This is a genomic window from Pseudomonas sp. LBUM1662, from assembly GCF_059695915.1.
Window position 1 is genome coordinate 899,972 of the sequence record NZ_CP166793.1, and the last position, 23,782, is coordinate 923,753.

At 57.6% G+C, this 23,782-nt stretch carries 18 protein-coding genes, 1 other RNA gene and 2 pseudogenes; 4 read left to right on the forward strand and 17 right to left on the reverse strand.

Annotated elements, in window-relative coordinates; genetic code table 11:
- Positions 1–29: 29 nt before the first annotated feature.
- From ACA049_RS03855 to ACA049_RS03890, 8 genes and pseudogenes are all read right to left on the reverse strand, one after another.
- A pseudogene (locus ACA049_RS03855) lies at positions 30–214 on the reverse strand (hypothetical protein); the annotation flags it as partial.
- Positions 215–273: 59 nt separating this feature from the next.
- Positions 274–714, reverse strand: coding sequence for a type II toxin-antitoxin system YafO family toxin (locus ACA049_RS03860; RefSeq protein ID WP_458379269.1), 441 nt, complete (start codon positions 712–714; stop codon positions 274–276).
- Between the two features lie 6 nt (positions 715–720).
- Complete coding sequence (locus tag ACA049_RS03865; RefSeq protein ID WP_497333286.1) at positions 721–1,278, reverse strand: hypothetical protein; 558 nt, start codon at positions 1,276–1,278, stop codon at positions 721–723.
- A 559-nt stretch (positions 1,279–1,837) separates the two neighbouring features.
- Positions 1,838–2,113: a hypothetical protein gene (locus tag ACA049_RS03870; RefSeq protein ID WP_497333288.1), complete on the reverse strand. Its 276-nt coding sequence runs from the start codon at positions 2,111–2,113 to the stop codon at positions 1,838–1,840.
- A complete protein-coding gene (locus ACA049_RS03875) occupies positions 2,110–3,090 on the reverse strand; it encodes an integrase domain-containing protein (RefSeq protein ID WP_497336766.1) in 981 nt (326 codons plus the stop codon). Before ACA049_RS03875 ends, ACA049_RS03870 begins: the two co-directional genes overlap by 4 nt.
- Positions 3,068–3,427 carry a hypothetical protein gene (locus tag ACA049_RS03880; protein ID WP_497333290.1) on the reverse strand — a complete coding sequence of 120 codons (360 nt, stop codon included), beginning with the start codon at positions 3,425–3,427 and terminating at the stop codon, positions 3,068–3,070. Before ACA049_RS03880 ends, ACA049_RS03875 begins: the two co-directional genes overlap by 23 nt.
- A complete protein-coding gene (locus tag ACA049_RS03885; RefSeq protein WP_497333292.1) occupies positions 3,411–4,811 on the reverse strand; it encodes a YfjI family protein in 1,401 nt (466 codons plus the stop codon). The genes ACA049_RS03880 and ACA049_RS03885 overlap by 17 nt, the downstream gene beginning before the upstream one ends.
- Positions 4,812–5,832: 1,021 nt before the next feature.
- A pseudogene (locus ACA049_RS03890) lies at positions 5,833–5,973 on the reverse strand (integrase); the annotation flags it as partial.
- 209 nt (positions 5,974–6,182) lie between these two features.
- Here ACA049_RS03890 and ACA049_RS03895 point away from each other — a divergent pair.
- The 4 genes from ACA049_RS03895 (at position 6,183) to ACA049_RS03910 (ending at position 12,798) form a co-directional block, all read left to right on the forward strand.
- Entirely contained in the window at positions 6,183–7,589 is a 1,407-nt protein-coding gene (locus ACA049_RS03895) for a type I restriction-modification system subunit M (protein WP_458729926.1), read from the forward strand.
- 158 nt (positions 7,590–7,747) lie between these two features.
- A complete protein-coding gene (locus ACA049_RS03900) occupies positions 7,748–8,791 on the forward strand; it encodes a restriction endonuclease subunit S (RefSeq protein WP_497333294.1) in 1,044 nt (347 codons plus the stop codon).
- A gap of 43 nt (positions 8,792–8,834) precedes the next feature.
- Positions 8,835–9,320 carry a nuclease-related domain-containing protein gene (locus ACA049_RS03905; protein ID WP_497333296.1) on the forward strand — a complete coding sequence of 162 codons (486 nt, stop codon included), beginning with the start codon at positions 8,835–8,837 and terminating at the stop codon, positions 9,318–9,320.
- Position 9,321: 1 nt separating this feature from the next.
- A complete protein-coding gene (locus tag ACA049_RS03910) occupies positions 9,322–12,798 on the forward strand; it encodes a DEAD/DEAH box helicase family protein (protein WP_497333298.1) in 3,477 nt (1,158 codons plus the stop codon).
- A 155-nt stretch (positions 12,799–12,953) separates the two neighbouring features.
- Here ACA049_RS03910 and ACA049_RS03915 read toward each other — a convergent pair whose 3' ends face one another.
- The 9 genes from ACA049_RS03915 to ACA049_RS03955 all read right to left on the reverse strand — a co-directional run bounded on the left by ACA049_RS03915 (position 12,954) and on the right by ACA049_RS03955 (position 23,607).
- Positions 12,954–14,210, reverse strand: coding sequence for an integrase domain-containing protein (locus ACA049_RS03915; RefSeq protein WP_497333300.1), 1,257 nt, complete (start codon positions 14,208–14,210; stop codon positions 12,954–12,956).
- A gap of 187 nt (positions 14,211–14,397) precedes the next feature.
- Positions 14,398–14,791, reverse strand: a transfer-messenger RNA (tmRNA) gene (gene ssrA / locus ACA049_RS03920).
- A gap of 95 nt (positions 14,792–14,886) precedes the next feature.
- Positions 14,887–15,165: a PA2433 domain-containing protein gene (locus ACA049_RS03925; protein WP_497333302.1), complete on the reverse strand. Its 279-nt coding sequence runs from the start codon at positions 15,163–15,165 to the stop codon at positions 14,887–14,889.
- 360 nt (positions 15,166–15,525) lie between these two features.
- Positions 15,526–15,801: a PA2433 domain-containing protein gene (locus tag ACA049_RS03930; protein WP_221108250.1), complete on the reverse strand. Its 276-nt coding sequence runs from the start codon at positions 15,799–15,801 to the stop codon at positions 15,526–15,528.
- Positions 15,802–16,007: 206 nt separating this feature from the next.
- Positions 16,008–18,818, reverse strand: coding sequence for an FAD-binding and (Fe-S)-binding domain-containing protein (locus ACA049_RS03935; protein ID WP_497333304.1), 2,811 nt, complete (start codon positions 18,816–18,818; stop codon positions 16,008–16,010).
- Positions 18,815–19,486 (reverse strand): LutC/YkgG family protein, encoded by a 672-nt coding sequence (locus ACA049_RS03940; protein ID WP_497333306.1) that lies wholly within the window; start codon positions 19,484–19,486, stop codon positions 18,815–18,817. Before ACA049_RS03940 ends, ACA049_RS03935 begins: the two co-directional genes overlap by 4 nt.
- On the reverse strand, positions 19,486–20,940 hold the full coding sequence (locus tag ACA049_RS03945) for a LutB/LldF family L-lactate oxidation iron-sulfur protein (RefSeq protein ID WP_497333308.1): 1,455 nt from the start codon (positions 20,938–20,940) through the stop codon (positions 19,486–19,488). The genes ACA049_RS03940 and ACA049_RS03945 overlap by 1 nt, the downstream gene beginning before the upstream one ends.
- Positions 20,937–21,761: a (Fe-S)-binding protein gene (locus ACA049_RS03950; RefSeq protein ID WP_497333310.1), complete on the reverse strand. Its 825-nt coding sequence runs from the start codon at positions 21,759–21,761 to the stop codon at positions 20,937–20,939. Before ACA049_RS03950 ends, ACA049_RS03945 begins: the two co-directional genes overlap by 4 nt.
- Before the next feature lie 151 nt (positions 21,762–21,912).
- Positions 21,913–23,607: a lactate permease LctP family transporter gene (locus tag ACA049_RS03955; protein WP_497333312.1), complete on the reverse strand. Its 1,695-nt coding sequence runs from the start codon at positions 23,605–23,607 to the stop codon at positions 21,913–21,915.
- Positions 23,608–23,782 lie beyond the last annotated feature (175 nt).

Here is a 23,782-nt window from a genome sequence, read left to right on the forward strand (position 1 = left end):
GCCTTCCAGGCATCACCACGGTGCTGAAGAGCCAGCTTCGCCAGGCCCTGTTTTATGTGCCCAGCGTTCTCGCCGATTAGGTCCAGCACACTGCGCATGTTCTCGCCGACGTCATTTGATCCGCGCTGCTCGACCCACTGCACGCCGCTTCGAGTGCGAGCTGATTTCAGTACATGCGTTCTAGGGTGTCAGGCAAAGAGTATTCGGTGGGCATGACTTCGACTCCGTTCGAGAAAACCGAAAGCGTAGCAGCGAAGAGCTGGGGGAGTCAGACTAATAGATATCGCGAAAGCGCTTTGCCACTCCCGCTAGTCGCTTGATTATTTTTTCGGTGCGGGCTTTGTCGTGGGCGCCGGGGTGAAGCATGGCGATGAGAACGTATCTATCTTCATCGTAGAGCCCTTGTGCATATACCAATGCAGCATCTTTGGTGGGATCACCTAGAGGACACTTTCGGTCAAACTGCGGTTTACTCGTGGGGAACACTGACGGCGGGATGGCGATGTGAATGTGCATCAAGCCAACGACATAGGCTTCATGTGGATGAGTGTATGGCACGTCGCACCCGAAATATGCCGGGAGCGTCATTCTGTTGGACGCGATGTAGGTATAAAAATCGTCACGCAAAGAGTTCAAGATTGTAGGGTGATTGGACAAAACATCCTTGAAAAAGTCATCGTATGTGTCGGGGCTATACTCGACAATTATCGTCATACGGCATCAGCTCACAAGCTGATGGAGGCGCTCTGTCGAAATGGAAGCCAAGGCTTCCAGCCCTTTCATATCTATTGAACTCTCGTAGCTTTCGGGTACGTGAAACATCTGTTTGAGAATCATGGCGTTCTGTGCTGTCCGCGAACGCGTAGTAGCCAGATTGCGCCGAAGCGCATTGTATTCGTCGCTCATAGTAGGCAAGTTCGAATACAGCTCAGCCTTAGTGGCTAACACTGATTCCAACGCGCGCAATGTGCTCGCTACCTCGGAAAACCGTTCATCTTCTATCACGTGCCGTGGGGGCATGTTCGAGAGCATGGAGCGCCCTGCGTCAAACACAAAGTCATTGAGCTCATTCAAGCTGACAATAGCTTCTTTGATCGCGGTACGAATTTTTGCGTCTTCAACAACATTTCTCTCACGTGCGGCTTCCAGGCGAACGCTCGACTCAGTACTGGGGGCAGCCGCAACCTGTGCGCAATACAGCGACACACGCAAAGTAAGGGAAAGCATGACCTCTTTAGAATAAGGGTCATGACGGTGATGCTGTTGGTCGCGCTTCATGGTCTTTGCCCTCTTGGGCGTGCTCTGGTCTGTTGTTGCTTGCGTTTCAGGTCGGTGTTTAAAAGTGACTCTATATCGTCTGACCAAATGTGCCACCGTTATGTGACCACATTTTTGTAACGACCAGGCATATCAGACAGGCGGCTATTGCTATGCAAAAAAAGGGCCAGCACCCAATTTCAAGCTATGGCGCCGTCGCGTAACAAGTCCTCGAGCGATGCGTGAATGTCGGCAGCGGTGATGCTCTTGGGTTCACGGGGGATGGTTTTGATCGCCCCAGGCTGTGTGAAAGTACAGGCCCTGTTTTGAAGTCTGCGTCGCTATGTAAAATCTGACACTAGGTTGCAGGCAGTGGGTCCTGAAATTTGTGTAGGAGCGCGGTTTTCGTTCCGATTCTGACCTTCAAAACCTGCTCTAAAGCGTTTTTACACAGCCGGGGTCGTTTTTTGCCATTGCGGGGGTGTTTTTCGAGCAGGTTTATCCGCAGGAGAATATCCACGCTGAGATAGATGAAGGCGGGCAAGTGAGCCTGGAGGGTTGCCTATCCACGATTCGAGCGTTAGATCAGCATTTCTCGGTCATTCCCTAATCGCTTCCAGACCAATAGTACGGTGAGTCGATAGTAATACCGGCTGGCGTCGGAATGGTCTTTCAGGTGCTGAGTGAGAAACCAGCGCAAATGCTTGAGCTGCCAGGTCCAGGGATTGTCTCGCAGCCATCGCTGTTGAATGGCTGCTTGCATGACTCGGGCTTGCCGTAGGTGGCGTTGCTGGGTGGCCTTCGAGCCGGTCAGTACGCCGCTTAGGAACTGCGCCATATCGAAGGGCGTGGTCACGCTCGACCTCCAATGTAGGCCGACATCACATCGATCCGGTTATGCCCGAGTTCAAGGCTGATCTGTTGGCGCGCCTGTTGATCAAGGTCGCGGTCAATGCGGTAACAGTGGCCACCATTGACCGGTGCGACGTGGCCCGTGAGCTGTTCGTAACGCTCGCAGGCGTAGGCTGCTCGCAGTTCATGAAAGCCCTTCAGCCCGTGTTCATGTAGCGTGTCGCGGGCGGGGAGCACGGTCTGTTGCAGGAACGCGGCGTAGCTTTCGTCTCGGGCCAGCAGGTTGCGACTATGGGGCGGCGACGCATGACGAGCCAACTGCAGCGCCGCCTTCACCTCTTCATTAGCCACAACCCATCGCGGCGCTGATGCCCCTGAACGGCCGCCTTTGGTGCCGTCCTGAATGTTGATGCGGCCTAAGTGTTCGGCTTCGCGTTGCAGTCGTGGCAGGTCAGCCAGGATCGCTTCGCGCAGGCGCATGCCGGTTTCTCGGGCCAACAGGACAATCGCTGCCACCCGCTCGTGTTGCTGTTCGCCAAGCGCCTCAATCACTCGCCGCACCTGTTGGTGGTCTTGGCCATCCGGCGCGCGGGTGCGTACGCTCGAGCGCTGCAGTCCTAACGCCTGGCTCGGACTGGCGATCCTCACGTCCTGATCACCGCGCAGCGCAGCGAGGGTGCGGTTGACGCTGCTCAGGCGGTTCTGCGCGGTAGCGATGCAGAGTTCACCTTGCTGGATCTGCTGGCGCAGGTATGCGGCGTAGTCCTGCAGCGTCCGTCGATCGATCTGGCGCGCATCGTTGTAACCGGGACCCTCCTCTGACCGACACCAACGCACGAACGCTTGCCATCGATCGATATGCGCTTTGACCGTGGCGAAGTGGCCGCCGGCAAACAGATCCTTGAGTGCTTGTGGGCCGGCGTAGCTCAGCTGGCGGCCATAGCCAAAGTTGCGACCCTCACGCAGACCGACCAAGGCCATCATCATCACCGTTTTCGTTTGTTTGCAGAAAGAGCAGCAAGGCTTTCCAGTGGGGGCTGAGCCTGTCCATCTGCTGCCAGTGTGTCGGGCGGATCAGGAGGACGTTCTCCCAGTGTTGCAGCAGCGCCCCTTCCTCACGCAGTTGCTCGATCAGCAGGGCGATGTTGGCAGGGGCCAGAGGTGGTGTGGCGACAGCGGCGACAGTGGCGACAACCCGCATCGTTTCTGGCCTGGCGCGTGGCGACAGGGTGGCGACAGAGGCGGCGACACGCTTCGACTCGGGCGGCGCTTGATGTTGCGCCTGGTAGCGGCGCACCGCGTCATTGAGGCGAAACATGGCGGACCTCGAAAGTTTTTCCGTCGCGGCTGCTCAGCCAGCGATGAGTGATCAGCAGGACCAATAACGAGGCGGTATGGTCAGCGCTCTTGCGGGCAAAACGAGGACCGTTGCGATTGACGTCGCGGATGGTGAAGTGGGCCCAGCCTTTCTGCACCAGCCAGCGCAGCAGCCGATCCGCCTCTTCACATCGGCTATTGATCGGCTCTTGTTCGGTCAAGCGCTGGATCTCGGCCAAGTAGTAATCCATCAACGTGGAGGCGCGCTGGATGTGTGCTTCCTCCAACGCACTGGCCTCTTCAACCAGAGCGAGCACGCCCGCGATACGCAGTACATTCGCCGCGGCCTTACCCGCGACGGGCTGGACGCCGGCCAGCTCGCCGAACTCGCCAGACTGGAACTCGATGGTGTCGTGAATATCAATCCAGGTACGACGGGCGCGGGGAGTCAGCTCCAGCGTGGTCGGATTGAGTGATCCATCCTTGTGAAGCGACCAGGGCTTTTGCAGCAGGGCGGTGATCCGTTGTTGGTAGCGCTGGATTTTAGTATCCCGGCTCAGGTCGATAGCCTTGTAGAGCCGCTGGCCGGCCAGGCGCTCGGGCCAACTGATCAGGCAACGGCCCAGGATGCCTTGGCCCTTGATCACCGGGTCTTTGAACAGCTGGTTGGCCAGGTAGGGCTGTAGCATCAGATGCAGGCTGAGGCGGCGGTCATAGGCACGCAGGCTTTCTCCGGCCATGGAGCGCGCCCGGTCGATCGGGCTGCCATCCCATAGGGTCGATAAGGTGGTGATCGCCTTGAGCAGGTTCTCTTTGCTCATGGTGCTGCTGCCCAAGAACTGGCCGCCTTCATCATTGAACAAGCCCATGCTGGGCAAGCCCTGGCACAGACTTTTGACCAGGGCCTCAATGGTGGGCTCGGCAATGATCAGTCTCGGCGGTACTGGCTCGGACAGTTCGCCGCCTTTCGCCTCAGCACGCTCCGCTGAGGTTTTGAGTTTGGCCATGATGCTGGTAGCGGCGCGATAGGCTTTGAGCTTTTCCGCATACAGGGTCCACTGCTGTCGTTCCCAGTCGCGCGCGGCCTTCAGTGCCAGCTGATCCACCGCGCTTTTGCGATCACCCGAGGACGCCACCGTCAGTAGGTAGAGGGATAGCGGATAGGTTCGACCGTCGAGTTGGACATTGGCATGGCCCTGGCTCACCAGGGCAGCGCTGGCCAGCACCGACTGTGCAGCCATGGCGCAGGGCACGCCGATCACCTCGGCCAGTCGTTCGACCGCAGGGCCCAACAGATCCCCGAGTGCTTCGACCGGGTAGGGCAGTGGCGCCTGCTGGTATTCCAGCAATGGTTGTGGTGGCTCGAACGCTTCGCACAGTTGCATCGCACTTCTCCTGAGATTATCGACTTCGTCCTCACTCATCCCGCCACGGTTGTTGAGTGTTATCAGGGATCAAGGCCCCTGCGACCTGTGAGGTTTGTCCACTCACGCGGGACTGACGGCTCCTTACGGCCGGGAGCTTGGGCATCTCATGATCTGGCCTCCTGAACACCGATAGCGGTGGGCGGGTGGAGGCTGCACTGGCTGACGAGACCGGTGCCGCGAGATCCTGAGTCGGGTGAAGGCAGGGATGCGATGACAGGGGCATGCCTGACTGTCAGTCAGGTGCAGTCCATTTCATGGGCTGCGCCACCGTCATCGGCATCGCTGTGGTGAGTGAGCATTCGGTGTTTGTCACGCCGATTGTCACGAGGGGGAAAGCCGCAAAGGCCCGTGCGAGCAGGGCTGCAGCAGTGGTAGGAGCGCCCGTCTCTTTAGGAGGCAAAGAGACGGGCAAAAGGTTGGCGCAAGAAATGGCCAAGCGGATAAGTTGCTGCAGAGCAGTCAGGAAGGGGCATGAGTTGCCGCAGTGGGCATTCTGGAAGATTGGGCATCCATCACATCGCTGTGACCGTGCGAGCCGCCGGACGCTAATCGCACTTCGGAAGAACCACCACGATGTGGCGTAGCCTCAAAGGTTCTGGCTACCTGGGAGCTGCCAACGGCAGCGTTTTGAGTCTTCTTTCTATCGTCCGCATATGGTTGGGTCAACCGGATTGCGCGCAGCCGATTGGGCCAACCAGCGGTGCTGGAATGCCTTGGTCGTGAGGGGCGTTGGATGGACGATGAGCCGTTCGTCGTCTTTTAAATGTGAGCCCCAGCGCATGGGAATGCGGAGCCTTCCTATGCGCTGGGGCTTGGCCGGAGGAGCGCAGACATGCAGGAGGTTTGGCGACAGTCGCTACTTCTGTCGCCATGCTGCGCGCCACGGATTACGTGGGTTGTCGCCGGTGTCGCCGCTGTCGCCAGCAGAACCGTCACTGCGTCTGAGGCGTTACGACTGTCGGCGCCATCCGCTGAGTGCTTAGCGTATCGGCACGGCGTTGCGGTCCTGCGTTTGATTGATCGCAGATGCCAGCAGGCTGCCAGTGGAGGCCTTCTGGATATGCTCACTTTACCAATCCATCATCGGGCGGCGGCGTTGGATGTCATCCGCGCGGTTGTATCTGACAGCCTCACCCGCTAATCGTTACACTACGCGCACCTTGTCAGGCTGGCGTTTTCCCGGCTTCGCCTATTGCCCGCCGTGTTGCTTCGCTGGGTATTAAACCCATTATTCAATTCAGGTAGTCATCAGCAGTGATCACAGGCGCCATCAAATCCCAAGTTGACCAGATCTGGAATGCGTTCTGGAGCGGCGGTATTTCCAATCCCATGGAAGTCATCGAGCAGATGACCTATCTGCTGTTTATCAAACGTCTGGACGAGTTGCAGACGGTTAAAGAGCGCAAGGCTTCGCGCACTGGACAGCCGATTGATAAGCCGATTTTCAGCCCCTACCAGGCGCATTTGCGTTGGGCGGCGTTCAAGGCTCTAGGTGATCCGGCCAGCTTGTACACGCTGATTGCCGACAAAGTGTTCCCTTTTATCAAGTCGCTGGGCGGAGAAGATGGCGAGTCCACTTATGCCGCACATATGAAGGATGCGCGCTTTACCATTCCCAACCCGGCGCTGCTGGCCAAGGTGGTGGACATGCTCGACGCCATCCCCATGGAAGACCGCGACACCAAGGGCGACCTCTACGAATACATGCTCGGTAAAATCGCCAGCGCTGGGCAGAATGGTCAGTTCCGCACACCTCGGCACATCATAAAACTGATGGTCGAGATGATGGCACCCAAACCGTCGGACACCATTTGTGATCCGGCCTGCGGCACCGCCGGTTTTCTGGTGACGGCTGCCGAATACCTCAACACCCACCATAGCCAGGAGTTGTACCAAGACGCAGCCAGCGCGAAGCGTTTTAACCACGACACCTTTCACGGCTTCGACTTCGACAACACTATGCTCCGCGTCGGCTCCATGAACATGCTACTGCACGGCGTGGAAAACCCGGCGATTGAAAACCGTGACTCGCTTAGCGAGGGCCACGCCGGCGTCGAAGGGCAGTTCAGTCTGATTTTGGCCAACCCGCCGTTTGCCGGCAGCCTGGATTACGAGGCCTGCGCCAAAGACTTGCAGCAAATCGTTAAAACCAAAAAGACGGAGCTGTTGTTTCTCGCCCTGTTTCTGCGCCTGATGAAGGCCGGCGGCCGTGCGGCGGTGATCGTCCCGGACGGGGTATTGTTTGGCTCTAGCAATGCGCACAAGGCGCTGCGTCAGATGCTGGTGGAAGAGCAGAAGCTGGACGGCATTGTTTCCATGCCCTCCGGCGTATTCCGCCCCTACGCTGGGGTGTCCACCGCGATATTGCTGTTTACCAAAACCAATTCCGGCGGCACCGATAACGTCTGGTTCTACAACATGCAGGCCGACGGCTTCTCGCTGGACGACAAGCGCAACCAGCTAGATGCGAGCGAGCACGAAAGCAATAATCTGCCCGACATCATCGCCCGCTGGCATAAGCGTAATACCAGCGCCGGCCTCGACCGCACCGCGCAATGCTTTCTGGTGCCCAAGGCCGAGATCGTCGCCAACGACTATGACCTGTCGATCAACCGCTACAAGGAAGTGGTATACGAACAGGTGCAGCACGAAGCGCCGCAGAAGATTCTGGCCGAGTTGAAGGTTCTGGAGGCGGAAATTATGCAGGGCATGGAAGAGTTGGAGGGGATGTTGTGACCGGGGCGACGATGACCACTGTTGGCGCAGTTCTACAGCGCATTGAGGCGGGTCGTAGCACCAAAACTCTGGAACGACCAGCTAAAGACGGCGAACTCGGAATTCTTCGTGTTAGCGCTGTTACATGGGGGGAGTTTCGTCCTGGCGAGAATAAGGCAATGCCATTGGACTACGATCCTGGAAATGTTCCGCGCCCGATGAAAGGAGACATTCTTATTTCGCGGGCGAATACCCGCGAGCTCGTTGGTGCTCCAGTCATGGTAGAGGCAGACCACCCAAATCTGCTTCTATCAGACAAGATTTTAAGACTCGTTCCAGACTGCAACATTGTTGTGCCTCGTTATTTGCTACGTGCATTGCGATCGTCAATAGCCGCATCACATTTTTCACAGTGCGCGGGTGGCACCAGTGGATCGATGACTAACATCACTCAAGGTGACATTCGAGCAACTCCTCTGAGATTGCCGTCTCTGCCCGAACAACGCCGTATCGCGGCGATTCTGGACAAGGCCGACACGCTGCGCGCCAAGCGCCGCGATGTCATCGCCAAGCTCAACCAAATGCTGCAATCCGTGTTTCTTGAAATGTTTGGCGACCCGGTGACCAACCCGAAGGAATGGCCGGAAAAGCTCCTATCTGAAGTAGTCAATCAAGGGACAATTGTCACTTATGGGATCGTTCAGGCCGGTAAGGAGTTTCCTGGCGGTACTCCATATATCCGTACCGGTGATATCGCTGCCGGAGAAATAGTTGAAGTAGGACTAAGACGAACCGATCCGGTAATTGCAAAGAAATTCAGTCGGTCCCGGGTCGAAGCAGGCGATATCGTCATGAGTATCCGAGCGACCGTTGGGACCACTGCGCTTGTACCCAAATCCTTGGATGGAGCGAATTTAACGCAGGGGACCGCGCGTATTGCCGTAGGCGAAAAGATCGCCCGGAATTTTGCTCTACACCACCTTCGCTCTGCGGGAACTCAGCGCTGGATTGAAAGACAGGTTAAAGGAGCGACATTTCGAGAGATCACTCTTGGTCGATTGAGGGAGCTTCCGATGATGATTCCGCCAAGAATCCTACAAGATAAATTCGATTTGATATGCCAGCACGTCAGTACAAGTGCGCTAGCCTCTCAATCAAGTTTGGCGGGACTAGAGAAGCTGTTTACTTCACTGCAGCAACAGGCATTCGAAGGAAAACTTTAGTCTTTCAAAAGTAACCCAATACGCCACGGAATAGGCAATCCAAATGGCTCAACTCTTTCCTTCCCGCACCACCTGCCGCTTCGACGCGCCGGGTGGACGCCGGTTAGCAGAGCGCTTGGAGAAGCAGCTCGAAGGCGACTATCTGTGCTGCCTCGATATCCCTATGGGGCCAAAAGCCTTGCAGCCGGATTTTGTGCTGATGCATCCGTTGCGCGCCGTGCTATTGCTGGAGGTCAAGGGCCGTGGCACGTTGTATGGCAGTGAGGATGCAGTCAAGATCGTCAGTATGCATTCGAGCAAGGGCCTGGAATTCGGCCTTGTGCCGATTCCCAGTCTGGGTGACATGCCGAAAAAGGGCGAAGACGAGGCCGACGCGGCGCGCGTGCTGTATGTGGCCATGACTCGCGTGATCGATCGGCTGGTAATGACCTACCGTGAACCTTCCAGCTCTACCCGCAAAATTCAGGACTCAATCGGCAGCGTGCGCCAGCACCTGGACGAGATGGACTCACAGAAGGCAGCCGGTTGATATGAGCAACTTTGGATTTCTCATCCCCGAATTTAAAACACTGTTTGAGCCGGCGAAAGGCGCGGAGCAACTGGTGTATTCCGACCCGCGTGCCTGTTGCATGCGTACCCGCCATGCGCTGGAGCAGGCGGTGCATTGGCTGTACGAGCATGACCGCGACCTGCGCATGCCCTACGACAACGGCCTTAATCTGCTGCTGACTCAGGTGGAGTTTGTGCGCCTGCTGCCGCCGCAAATCCATCAGAAGGCGCGCTTGATTCAGAAGTTCGGTAATCAGGCGGTGCATGCCAATCAGCCGATTGGCTACAGCGATGCGATGAAGCTGGTGCGCGAGCTGTTTCATCTGCTGTTCTGGCTGGCGCGCACCTATACCCGCGCCAGCGACCCAAAGAGCATCGACGCCGCGTTTGACGAAAAACGTGTGCCGCAGTTGGTCAGCCTTAACGAGGCGGCAGCCTTTACTCGTACGGAACTGAAAAAGCAGGAAGCCAAATTCCAGCAAGAGATTGCAGCTCAGCACTGCACCCTTGAAGCCCGAGAGGCGGCGATTGCCGAGCAAGCCGCAGGCCTAAGTGAGCGCGAGTCGCTGCTGGCGCGACTGGATGCTGAACTGGTTGCCACCCGTGCGGCACTGGCCCAGGCCAAGGCGACCAATATCTCAGTGCCGGATAACCATGATTACGACGAGGCCGACACCCGCCGTTTGTTTATCGATGTGCTGCTGCGCGAGGCCGGTTGGGAATTGGGCAAAAACGCTGACGCCGAAGTGCCAGTCAGCGGCATGCCCAACGGGCAAGGTGAGGGTTTTGTCGATTACGTGCTGTGGGGTGCCAACGGCAGACCATTGGCGGTGGTGGAAGCCAAGCGCAGCCTGAAAGACCCGGACGTGGGGCAGCAGCAAGCCAAGTTGTACGCCGATTGCCTGGAGGCCGAGAAAGGCCAGCGGCCGCTGGTTTTCTACAGCAACGGCAACCACACCTGGCTGTGGGACGACCGCCGTGCGCCGCCACGCGAAGTACAGGGTTTTTATACCCGCGATGAACTGGAATTGGCGATTCAGCGGCGCAGCCTGCAAACCGACTTGTGCGAACTGCCGATCAATAGCGAGATTGTTGAGCGGGCGTATCAACACCGGGCGATTCGAGCGATGACCGAATCACTGAGTCAGGGCCGCCGCGCCGGTTTGCTAACCATGGCCACCGGCACAGGCAAGACGCGGATGTCGATTGCCCTGATCGAGCTGTTGATGCGGGGCAACTGGGTTAAGCGCGTGCTGTTTCTGGCTGACCGGGTAGCCCTGGTAAAACAAGCCGCAAATGCCTTCAAGGAGTTCCTGCCGGACTCCAGTCCTGTCAATCTTGTTACCGACAAAAATGGCCAAGGTCGGGTGTATCTGTGCACCTATCCGACCATGATGGGTTTGATCGACCAGATGGAGGGCGACCGTCGCAAGTACGGCGTTGGCCATTTCGACCTGATCGTGATCGACGAGGCGCACCGCAGTGTTTACCAGAAGTACGGTGCGATTTTCCGTTACTTCGACAGTTATCTAGTAGGCCTGACCGCTACCCCGCGTGACGAAGTGGATCGCGATACCTATCACCTGTTCGGTCTGGAAACCGGTGTACCGACCGATGCCTACGGCCTGAATGAAGCGGTGGATGATGGTTATCTGGTGCCGCCCAAGGCTTATTCGGTGCCGATCAAGTTTGTTCGCGAAGGCATCCGTTACGACCAGCTCAGCGATGATGAGAAAGAGCACTGGGAGTCGCTGGATTGGGGCGATTACTGTGCCGAAGGTGATGCACCTACCGAAGTGCTAGCGTCTGAGGTCAACAAGCAGCTATTCAACGAGCCAACCGTTGACCTGATGCTAAAACACTTGATGCAAAATGGCCTGACAGTGGAGGGTGGCGACAAGCTCGGCAAGACCATTATTTTTGCAGTGAACCAAAAGCACGCCGATTTTATCGCCCGGCGCTTCAATCATCATTACCCGCACTTTAAGGGTGAGTTTGCCCGGGTTATCACCCATGCAGTGAGTTATGCGCAGACCCTGATCGATGACTTCAGCAGCAAGCTGAACAAGCAGCCGCAGATTGCCATTTCCGTGGATATGCTCGATACCGGCATCGACGTGCCACAGGTGTTGAATTTAGTGTTCTTCAAGGCCGTCCGCTCAAAGGTGAAGTTCTTGCAGATGATCGGCCGCGGCACGCGCCTATGCCCGGACCTGTTTGCGCCGGGTGTGCACAAGCGCGAGTTCGCCATCTTCGATTTCTGCGCCAACTTCGAATACTTCAACGAAAACCCCAAAGGCGCTTTGGGCGGTACGGCCGAACCGCTAGGCAAGCGGTTGTTCAAAGCGCGGCTGGATCTGCTGTCGTTGTTAGCGCCGAAGGACGTTCGCGAGCCTGTTGATCTGGCGGAAACCAGAGGCCGGTACGATGCCTTTGTCGAGCTGCGCAGGGAGTTGACCGACGAGCTGCACGACGAAGTCGCGGCGATGAATAAGGACAACTTCATCGTGCGTACCGAACTTGAGCACGTAACCCGCTTTGCCGAGCGTGAAGTTTGGAATGCGCTGGATGATGCAGCGCTGGGTGATCTGCGCAGTCACGTCGCCGGCTTGCCGAGTGAGCGCGCTCCTGAGCACATCACCGCCAAGTTGTTCGATCTCCTGTGCCTGAATTTGCAGCTGGCGTTACTTCGCTCGACCAGCGACTTCGTGACGTATCGAGACAAGGTGGTCGAGCTGGCCAGCCAGTTAGAAGTGATGGACAGCATTCCGGCAGTGCATGCTGAACTTGCGTTGCTTCAGGACGTGCAAACCGACGAGTACTGGCAGGACATCCGCTTGCCGATGCTTGAGCAACTGCGGCGCAAGATGCGTGAGCTGATCAAGTTTATCGAACGCCGCCCGAGCAACCCCGTTTATAGCGTGCTGAGCGACGAGATTGGCGAGGCGACTGTAGTCAACCTGAAAGATTTCAATACCGGCATCAACCTGGAGCAATACAAGAAAAAGGTCGAAGCCTATATCCGTGGCAATGAGAACCATGTGGCCATCGCCAAGCTCAAGTTTAACCGGCCCCTGACGCCGAGCGATATGAGCGAGCTGGAGCATTTTGTCTACGAGTCGGAACCGGTTCAGAGTCGCGAGCAGTTCGAACAGTGCTACGGCACTGACCAACCGCTGACACTGTTGATCCGATCATTGGTAGGTTTGGATCGCAATGCTGCAAAAGAGGCTTTCGGTCAATTCCTCGACGAGAACCGCTACAGCAGTCAACAGATTCGTTTTGTTGAAATGATCATCGAGCGTCTAACCCGGCAGGGCGTGATGGAGGCGGGTCAACTATATGAACCGCCTTTTACCGCGTTGCACCACGAGGGATTAGACGGTGCGTTTGGCGACGCGGATGCCAACGCGATCATTTCGGTGATCGCCTCAATCAAACGCAGTGCGGCAGCCTGATGGCGACTGACTCAATCATGGGCGCTGCCCGGTTTGCGCTGGCGTCGGGGTTGTAGCGTTGTTGGCTAAGCGCTTGGCGATATTCGCCACTTCTGTCGCCACGCTGCACGCCACGGATTACGCGGGTTGTCGCCGTTGTCGCCAACGGTGAGTCCTCAGCGTATCGGCACGACGTTGCGGTCCCTGGTTTGATTGATCGCAGATGCCGACAGGCTACCGGTGGCTGCCTTCTGAATATGCTCACTCCACCAAGCCATCATCGGACGCCGGCGTTCGATGTAGTCGGCTCGGTTGTAGGCGCTCCGCACCTCATCCTTGTCGACATGCGCCAGTGCGACTTCGATGAGCTCCGGATCCCACCCATGTTCGTTCAGGATGGTGCTGGCCATGGAGCGCATGCCGTGGCTGACCAAGCGGTCCTGGAAGCCCATGCGTTTCAACGCCATGTTGGCTGTCTGGCTATTCGCGTGGGTGCGCGGGTTTCTATCTGACGGGAACACATATTCCCTGTGGCTGCTATGGGGCTTAAGCGTCTCCAATAACGAGAGTGCATGTTCGGTCAGCGGAATTGTGTGCGGACGACGCTTTTTCATCCGCTCCGGAGGGATGGTCCAGATGCGTTTGTCGAAGTCGATGTCTGCCCATCGAGTGGTGGCCGCCTCGGCAGGGCGAGTCATGGTATGAAGTTGCCATTCGATCAGGCAGCGGGTCGTCCGCTTGATGCTGGCGTTCGCGATTTCCATCATGAGCTCCGGAAGCTCATCAGGTGGTAGCGCGGCCATATTCTCTTTCTTGGGTTTCTTGAACACCGCTCGAATGCCGCTGAGAGGGTTAGCAAAGATCATTCCGGAGTTGACCCCGTAGGTCATGATCTCGTTAAGGCGCTGGCTCACTCGCTTAACCGTCTCGAGGCTGCCTTTGGCCTCAATCGGACGAAGCAGCTTGATGACCATCGGGGCGTTCACTTCCGATAACGGCGTTGATTTCATACTTGGAAAAACATGCAGTGTGAGCGAGCGCCAGATGTCTTCGGCATACGCTGGTGTGACGGAATCCTTCTTCAATTCGAACCAGGCGGTGGCCACGTTCTCGAACGTATGTTCCGTTTCCGCTCGTTTAGCTTCCTGTAGCTCATTGCGTTGAGCTTTGGGGTCGATACCCTGTGCAAGCAGCTCTCTGGCCTCAACGGTTTTCTTCCTAGCTTGCGCAAGAGAAACCTCGGGATAAGAGCCGAGTGCCATGTTGATTCGATTTTTGGTGACGGGATGCCGGTAGTTGAAATTCCACTGCATCGAGCGATTGACCCTAACTCGCAGCTGGAGCCCGTCGCCATCGGTGAGGACGAAATCCTTGTCTTTCGGTTTGATCGCCTTGAGCTGGCGGTCGGAGAGGCGGGTGGTTTGAGCGCACATGAGATGTACTCCATGACACTTTTTGGTATTCCCAAGATTAGCCTCGGGTAGCCGGGAATACCATTGGGAATACCAAATCGTCTGGAACTTAAAAAGCCTCGAAAGCCACCAATAGCCCTGAAACCCCCGTATTTACTGGATTTCAGGTACAAAAAAAGACGTCCGTGGACGTCTTTAGATGATGAAGTGGTGGAGCCGGGGGGATTTGAACCCCCGTCCGCCAGTACTCCGCTGTCGGTACTACATGCGTAGCCGTTTCTATTAAGTTAACCCTCAGCGACCCGAAGGGCAGGGTGCTTTGGGCGAGTTGTGTAAGTTTTAGCCGCTTCGTCCACAACGTACTGCACGGCGATTCTGTTCTATATGACAATCACTTTGGGTTTACAGACATCCCCTGATGATTGCTGGACCCGAAGGTACCAGGAGGGAAGGGCTAAGGCTGCTTACGCAGCGAGAGCGTATTCCCCGTAGGTTTCGTCATTGGCAACTATAGAAAGTTGCAACAGTGGATTTACGAGTTCTGTTACCAACTCGGCATGCACCTAAAGTTTCGCAACCGGCGTCGAATCCTAAACGGCCCCGAGCCTGTTGCTCTGTGAATCATGATGAGCAACAAGCCTGCGCAGTGTACGTCAAACGGTCACGGAAGGCCAACCCGAAGGTTGGCCTTCCAGGTTTACTTGGCTGGCTCGCTGGCCAGTTTGTCCACACGGGACAACGCTTGAGTGGCTGAGGCGACGCATTTGTCGTCATCGCCGGCCTTTTGCGCTGCTTCGGCATCCGCCTGCATGCGCTTGATATCCATCGTGGTGTTTTCAGACGTTGCCGGGATCGTGGTGACTTTGTTTTTCAGCTCCTGAAGTTTCACCGTGCACAGGTTGGTGTCGGCAGCGAAAACGGGAGAGGCCAGCATTGCAACAGAAATAAATAAACCAGCAAGAGCGGTACGTTTCATGGGTATCTCCTTGAACTGATGGTTTCGGTGTTGCCGTATGAGCGGGCGGCTCGGGCGAGTCCGAAAAATAAGCCACGATTGATTGGGGCCTACCTAAAAGACCACGTCACCGCGCAGAAATTCGGTTTTTTCAGAAAGGCTATGAAAAAACTGGCGATAGGTGCAGTGGCACTAAAAATGGGGGGCAATTGCCTCTGTATCGCGGGTGGGGTTGTGTAAGTTTTAGCTGCTTGAACCGGCGTCAAATCCTAAACAGCCCCGAGCCTGTTGCTCTGTGATTCAACGTGAGCAACACGCCCGCGCCGTGTGCGCCACCGCGGTGGATAAGGCCAACCCGAAGGTTGGCCTAGTCACACGGGATTACTTGTTGGTTGGGTTGCGCAGTTGAATTTTCTCCATCAAACCACTTGTTATTCCAATGCACCCCTTGTCGTCCCCTGCGGCTTGGGCTGCTTTTGCTTTGTCCAAGCCGGCTTGTACGTTGTCCTCGGCGTTCTCTGATACGGCGGGATCAGAATCCAGAGCCTGCTGAATAAGATTTATGTTTTGTTTGCAAAGGTCTTTATCTGCCGCAAACACCGGCGAGGCCAACAGTGCGGCGGTGATGAACAATCCAGCAATAGCAGAGTGCTTCATGGGTATCTCCTTGCGCATGAGGGCTCGGTGCTGCCGGTGAAGTAGGCTGCTGGCCGAGGTGGTTATAAGCCCGTTCACAGGGCCTAGCTAAATGACTATAGCCGCATGCTGGAATTCGGTTTTTTTTTGAAGGAGTGTCGAGAAGATTGGCGCAACAGCAGTGCATGGAGCAGGGGCGAAATCGCCCCGTTTTCACCAAAGCACCCTCAAGCCGGCCGCACTTGCGTCACACGATCCACCAAGTAAACCAGACCGTGATAGTCGATCCCGCCATGTTGGCTCAGGCCGATTTCGCAGGTGCGGCTGGTGGAAATTCCCTCGCTGCACTGCTGCACCGCATCCTTCAACGTCCTTAAAGAATGAGCGTTCAGCTCCGGCGTGGTGAAGCCCTTGTCTCCGGCAAAACCACAGCAGTGAATGCCCTCGGGAATGACCACGTTGTTGCTGCACTTACGCGCCAGATCAATCAGCGCCTGGCTCTCGCCAAGATGCTGAGTACTGCAAGTGACGTGCACCGCGATCGGCGCATCCTGCGGTGTGAAATCCAGACGATCCATCAAATGCGTACGAATAAAACGCACCGGGTCGTACAGGTCCAGTCGAGCTTCGCCCAGGTCCTGAACCAGCCGCAGCGTACATGGGCTGGTGTCGCAATAGATCGGATCGAGCCCACCGCGACTGGCGTGCAGCAACGCGCCGATCAGTTCCTGACGTTTGTGTTCGGCCTGTTCGGCGTAACCTTTTGACGCGAACGGCTGGCCACAGCAGAGGCTGTCCTGGTTATCCGGAAAGACGACCTGGTAACCGGCCTTTTCCAGCAGGCCCCGGGTTTTGTCGTACAACGACATCTGCTCTTTATCACCCGCCGCCGGGCCCATGACCCGCGAAACGCACGCCGCGAGATAAACCACGCGGGGACGCTCATCCGATACGACCGGGCTGAAGCGAATGGCTTTTTCCGGCTGCGGCATGGCGTTGGTCCATTGCGGAACCTGGCCTTTGGACAACTTCGTCAGCGTCGCCGACAGCTTTGCCAGACGCGGCGCCCCCAGCAGCATTCGCGCACCGTTGGCCACATGCAGAGTAAAGCGTGCACCTTGCAGGGCGGTGGCGAAATTTCCTTCAAGCCAGTTGGCGGTTTTCGTATGCGTCGCGTTACGGGCGCGAAGCTTTTTCACCAGCTCGCCGGTGTTGATGCCTACAGGGCAACGTTGCGCACATAACCCTGTGGCTGCGCAGGTGTCGATGCCCTGGTATTCGTAGGCTGCTTCCAGTTCGGAGGTGTCGACGCCTGCGCGTTTCTTCGCCTGGATATCGCGCCAGATCACGATGCGCTGGCGCGGGCTCAGGGTCAGGCCTTTTGACGGGCAGACCGGTTCGCAGAAGCCACACTCGATGCACTTATCCACAATCTCATCGGCGGCCGGCAATGGTTTCAGGTGCTTGAGGTGGATCTGCGGATCCTCGCTGAGCACCACGTCCGGGTTGAGAATGCCGTTTGGGTCCAGCAGGCGTTTGAGCTGCCACATCAACTGGTAAGCATCGCTGCCCCATTCCAGTTCGACGAAGGGCGCCATGTTGCGACCGGTGCCGTGTTCGGCTTTAAGCGACCCGCCGAATTCCACTGCCACCAATTGCGCCACGTCGTCCATGAACGCCTGGTAGCGTGCGACTTCTTCCGGGTTGTTGAAGCCTTGGGTGAAGACGAAGTGCAGATTGCCTTCCAGCGCGTGTCCGAAAAGGATCGCTTCGTCGTAGTGGTGTTTGTCGAACAGCTCGATCAGTCGGTTCACGCCGATGGCCAGTTGTTCCACCGGGAAAGTCACGTCTTCGATGATCACCGTGGTGCCGGTTTTGCGCACCGCGCCGACGGCGGGGAAGGTGTCTTTGCGGATCGCCCAGAGGCGAGCGTTCTCGACCGGGTCTTCGGTGAAGTCGACTTGTTTTTCCACCGGGAACGAAGTCAGTGACGCCATGATTTGCGCCAGTTGTTCCCGCAGCAAAGTGGACGATGCCGCGCGGGATTCGATCAGCAGCGCGCAGGCATTGTTCGACAGTTGCTGTACGAAAGCCGGCATGCCGGGTTTGTCCTGCACCGAACGCAGGCTGCGACGGTCGAGCAGTTCGACGGCTGACACTGGTTGGTTTTTCAGCACGGTGACGGCGTTGCAGCAGGTTTCCACGTCCGGGAACACGATCAGCGCCGAGGCCTTGTTTGGGTGGTCGATGACGGTGTCGTAGGTTACCGCGCTGATGAAGCCGAGCGTGCCTTCGGAGCCCACCAGCAAGTGGCTCAAGATATCCACAGGCTCGTCGAAATCCACCAACGCGTTGAGTGACAGGCCGGTGGTATTTTTCAGACGGTATTTATGGCGGATTCTTGCGGCCAGTTCGGCATTGGCGCGTGTCTCGCGGCCCAAGGTCGCCAGACGCTCGAGCAGCGAAGCATGACTCTGGCGAAACGACGCGACGCTCGCCGCATCTTCTGTATCGAGACGGCTGCCGTCGGCCAGCACCAGGCGAATACCCGCCAGCGTGTGATAGGTGTTCTGCGCGGTGCCGCAGCACATGCCGCTGGCGTTGTTGGCAACGATGCCGCCGATTTTGCAGGCGTTGATCGAAGCCGGGTCGGGGCCGATCTTGCGCCCGAACGGCGCCAGCCAAGCGTTGGCCTGCGCACCGATTACGCCGGGTTGCAGGCGGATTTGCGTGCCTTGGCCGCGGATCTCGCGCCCGTTCCAGTTATCCCCAAGCACGATCAGCACCGAGTCGCTGATGGCCTGGCCGGACAGGCTGGTGCCGGCGGCGCGGAAGGTCACCGGGACGTGATCCCGTTGCGCCAGTTTGAGCAGCGCGACCACTTCGTCTTCGGACTCGACACGGATCACCAGTTTCGGAATCAGCCGGTAGAAACTGGCGTCGGTGCCGAAGGCCAATGTCGACAGCGGGTCGTCGAAACGTCGCTCTTGGGGAATCAGTTGCTGCGCATCTCGCAGAAAAGCCGCCGGTAGACTCATTGGTCCTCCAGAATCAAAACCACCAGGTCTTTCGGACCGTGCGCGCCGTAGGCCAGGACTTGTTCGATATCAGCGGTTTTCGACGGGCCGGACACCAGCAAAGCGTTGGTGGGCATGCCCTGGGCCCAGTTGAATTCCTGTTGCACCTGATAGAAGTTGTCGCGGATCTCACTGGCCCTGAGCAGGGCGAAATGCACCGGCGGCACCAGGCTCATCAGGCGCGGTTCTTCCCGCGTCGGCCAGAGAATCAGGCTACCGGTGGCGGCGATTGCGCCGAGGGTGGTGGTCAGGCTGGCCGGGGTGTCGTTGAACAACTCGGCTTTCCATTCTTCAACCGGGCGGTCGTAGGACTTGAGTGTCGGCAGACCCGGATTGTTCGCCCAGTGTTGAGTGACACGTTGACCGTGAGGCGTAGTTGGCGCGATCAACAGGCTCGGCAACTGGCGGTCCCGCAATAACTGAGCAAGCAATGAAGGCCAACCCTCGCCGGACGTCAGGTGGATTTCGGTATGCACTGCTTCCATCAGTTTGCGCAGTTGCGGGATGCGTTGTTCAGCGGTGTAGGTGTAAGGCGCAGTCACCAATTCGACGTCGAATTCGTCGGACACGGGCGTGGTGCCGGTCAGACTTTTCCGCAATTTGGCCATTATATTTTGCTTGGCGCTCATCAACGATCTCCCTGTTTGGCCAGATGCTCGCGGGCCATGTCGTGCAGTGAGCGGGCAGCGGGTTTCGGTGCGCTGTGGTTTTGTGTCCACGGGCCAATATTATTCGGTGCCAGGGCGCGCAGCCGTGTGGCGAAAAAACCGAACAGCCGATACAGCGTCGGCGAGCTGTTGAGCCTGGCCCACGCGTTCCAGATAAAGCGTTCCTTGCGCGAATACTTGCTGCCCTGGCCGCGCATCACTTGATGCGGACTGTCCGGGGCTTTGACGTTTTCTTCCCGCAGGCGACGCAGCAGCGCCGGGATAGGAATTTTTACCGGGCACACTTCACCGCAAGCTCCGCACAGCGACGACGCGCTCGGATGGTCCGGGACGTTCGCCAGGCCAACCATGTGCGGGGTGATGATTTTTCCGATAGGCCCAGGGTAAACCTCCCCATAGGCGTGACCGCCGATTCGAGTGTAGACCGGGCAATGATTCATACAGGCGCCACAGCGAATGCAATTCAGGGTCTGGCGCAATTCACTGTCGGCGAAGGCTTGGCTGCGACCGTTGTCGAGCAATACCAGATGCACTTCCTGCGGCCCGTCGAGTTCATGTTCCTTGCGCGGGCCGGAGATCATGTTGACGTAGGTGGTGATCGGCTGGCCGAGGGCCGAGCGAGTCAGCAGCGACAACAGCGGCACCACGTCGCGCAGGTTTTCCACGACTTTTTCGATACCGGTGACGGCGATGTGAACCGGCGGCACGGTGGTGGTCATGCGGCCGTTGCCTTCGTTTTCCACCAGCAGCAGGGTGCCGGTTTCGGCCACGGCGAAGTTGACGCCGGAGACGCCGATGTCCGCTTCGAAGAATTTCTGTCGCAAGACTTTGCGACCGATCTGAATGAGTTGGTCAACGTCCTTGGTGTACTCCACGCCAAGTTTGTCGTGGAACAAGGACGCGACCTGACCGGCGTTCTTGTGGATCGCCGGCATAATAATGTGTGAAGGCTTCTCGTGGTCGAGCTGGACGATGTACTCGCCCATGTCCGATTCCAGGCATTCAATGCCCCGATCAGCGAGGAAGTGATTCATCTCCATCTCTTCGCTGACCATCGATTTGCCCTTGATCACTTGCCGCCCCTCGTGAGCGCGGATGATCGAGAGGACGATGCCATTGGCTTCGTCCACCGTTTCCGCCCAGTGCACTGTCACACCGTTGCGGGTCAGGTTCTGTTCAAGCTGTTCGAGCAGGTCGGGCAACTTGGATAACGCACGGGCGCGGACAGCATTGCCCAGCGCGCGCAAATGTTCTCTTTCGTGGGCATCGCTGAAGGACGCTGCCCGTTTGGTCATCAGAGAATCCATCGCAGTGCGAAAGTTATTTCGCAGTTGCTTGTCACCCAATGCCTTGTGGGCCCGGGTGCGAAAGTCTTCTTCCACGGCAACCGTAGGAATAATCGCGGAAGCGTTCATAGAACACCTCCGGTTCGCTGCCAAAGGAAACTGGCCAGGTGTTGGCCGCGCAACGCTTCCTTTTGTTTCTCCAGCGAGCCGTTGATGTTCATCAGGCAACCGCAATCGGCACTGAGTACCTTGTGCGCGCCGGATTCCTTCAACGACCGGGTCTTGTCAGCCACCATCGCGCCGGAAATGTCTGGCATACGGACGCTGAAAGTCCCACCGAAGCCACAGCATTCACTTTCGTGGCTGTGGTCCACGCGCTCCACGTTGCTCAGTTGCGACAACAACTCGCGACCGTGCAGGTGGGTGTTCATCTCACGACGCGCCGAACACGAGGTGTGCAGCGCCACTTTCACCGGCTCACCGCTGTCCTTGAGCTGCACCTTGCAGACAAACAGCAGGAACTCGGCCAGTTCATACGTCCGGGCCGCCAGTGCCTGAACCTGTTTCAGCGTGTGCGGCTCGTCCTTGAACAGGTCGGCGTAGTGTTCGCGCAACATTCCGGCACAGGATCCCGACGGCACCACCACCGGATAATCCCCGGCGAACAGCGCCAGTTGCGAGCGCGCCACGGTCCTTGCCTGCTCGGTGTAACCCGAGGTGTAGGCCGGTTGTCCGCAGCAGCTCTGCCCTTGCGGATACTCGACACGAATGCCTTCACGTTCCAGCAAGTGGATCGCATCCATCCCGGCTTCGGGGTAGAACAAATCCACCACGCAGGTTCCGAACAGGTAGACCCGTGACGGTTTTTCGCTGGGGTATTGTCGAGGCTCGGGCAGTGGCGGGGCCACGCGGGTTGCGTTCGGCACGGCGTTGTAAAAAAGCTCGCTCATCAGGCGTGTCTCCGGGTGGTCCCGGTTATCCGTCCGCTGAGGCTGCTGAATATAGAGAGGGAAGCTTTCAGCAGCCTTACAGACCGGGTTGTGAATAGCTGACGCCGGAATCGTGGTCCGGCGTCGGTTTTTGCGTTTTTTCGTGTAGGACTTAGTGCACCAGCATGCCGGTGAGCCAGTAGGCCTGGACGTAGGTGATCAGGCCGACGATCGTTGCAAAGAACAGGCTGTGCTTGAGGGTGAAGCGGAACAGATCCGATTCTTTGCCCACCAGGCCGGTCGCGGCGCAGGCCACGGCGATCGATTGTGGCGAGATCATCTTGCCGGTCACGCCGCCGCTGGTGTTTGCCGCTACCAGCAGCACATCGCTCACGCCGATCTGGTGCGCGGTGGTCGCTTGCAACGAACTGAACAGCGCGTTGGACGAGGTATCGGAACCGGTCAGGAACACGCCCAGCCAGCCGAGGAATGGCGAGAAGAACGGGAACGCTGCGCCCGTGCCTGCCAATACCAGCGCCATGGTCGAAGACATGCCCGAGTAGTTGGTGACGAAGGCAAATGCCAAGACCATGCCGATGGACAGAATCGGCCAGCGCAGTTCGTAGAAGGTCTCTTTCAAAGTGGTCAGACCAGTTTTGAAATTGATCTTCAGTACCAGCATCGAAATCAGTGCGGAGAAGAAAATCGCCGTGCCGGTCGCGGAAATCGGGTCGAGCTTGAACACCGCTGGAATGGCGGTCGGAGCAGTCACGATCGGTGCGACCTTGATGACCATCTGATCCAGGTGCGGAATCGCGAAGTTGAACACCCAGCTGTACATCGAACCACCGGCAGCGAACATTGCCTTGAACGGCTTCAGGGTCCAGATGGTGACCAGCACGGTGAGAATCAGGAACGGCGACCAGGCTTTGATGATTTCGAACAGGCTGTAAGGCGATGCCACGCTGGTGCGCGGCTGGCCGAAACCACCGGCGCTGGCGGTCACCACCGAGGCCGAGACGGCACCGGCGATGTGTTGGCCGGCGGCGCGTTTTGGCTGCCAGACTTTCAGGAACAGCGTCAGGGAAATCAAGCTGGCCAGGGCCGAGGTGATGTCCGGCAGTTCAGGGCCGATGAAGTTCGACGTGAAGTATTGGGTGATGGCAAAGCTCAATCCGGCCACCAGCGCAGCAGGCCAGGTCTCCCGAACGCCGCGCAGGCCGTCCATCATGAACACCAGCCAGAACGGCACGAACAGCGACAGCAGCGGCAGTTGGCGGCCGGTCATGGCGCCGATCTTGAACGCGTCGATGCCGGTCACTTGCCCGGCCACGATGATCGGAATACCCAAGGCACCGAAGGCCACTGGCGCGGTGTTGGCGATCAGGCACAGGCCTGCAGCGTAGAGTGGGTTGAAGCCGAGGCCTACCAGCAATGCGGCGGTAATCGCTACCGGCGCACCGAAACCGGCGGCACCTTCCAGGAAAGCACCGAAGCAGAAACCGATCAGCAAAACCTGCAAACGCTGATCGTCGGTGATCGACAGCACCGAGCTACGGATGACCTCGAACTGACCACTCTTGACCGTCAGTTTGTAGAGGAATACGGCGGCGACGATGATCCACGCAATAGGCCACAGGCCGTAGGCGAAGCCATAACCTGCAGCAGCGAAGGCCATGTCTACCGGCATCTGGAAAGCGAAGATGGCGACAGCGATGGACAGCGCCAGCGTGATGCTGCCGGCCACGTGCCCTTTGAGGCGGAACACCGCCAACGCCAGGAAGAAAAACACGATGGGGATAACGGCGGCGAGCGCGGAGAAGCCAAGGCTGCCGAGCGGGGTATAGAGCTGTTGCCAGGTTTGCATATGGGGTGGCCCCTAATTGTTGTTGGTCAGGCACTGGTCAGCGTTCTTGGATAATTGGTAATACCAATTTACAATCGCTGTTGGCTAGGGTAAAAGCGTTGTGTGCGGTGTGTCAATTTGTCGCCCTAAAACTTTTGTCGAATAAGCGCCGAAACGTGGGCTTGATCCGCTTTAA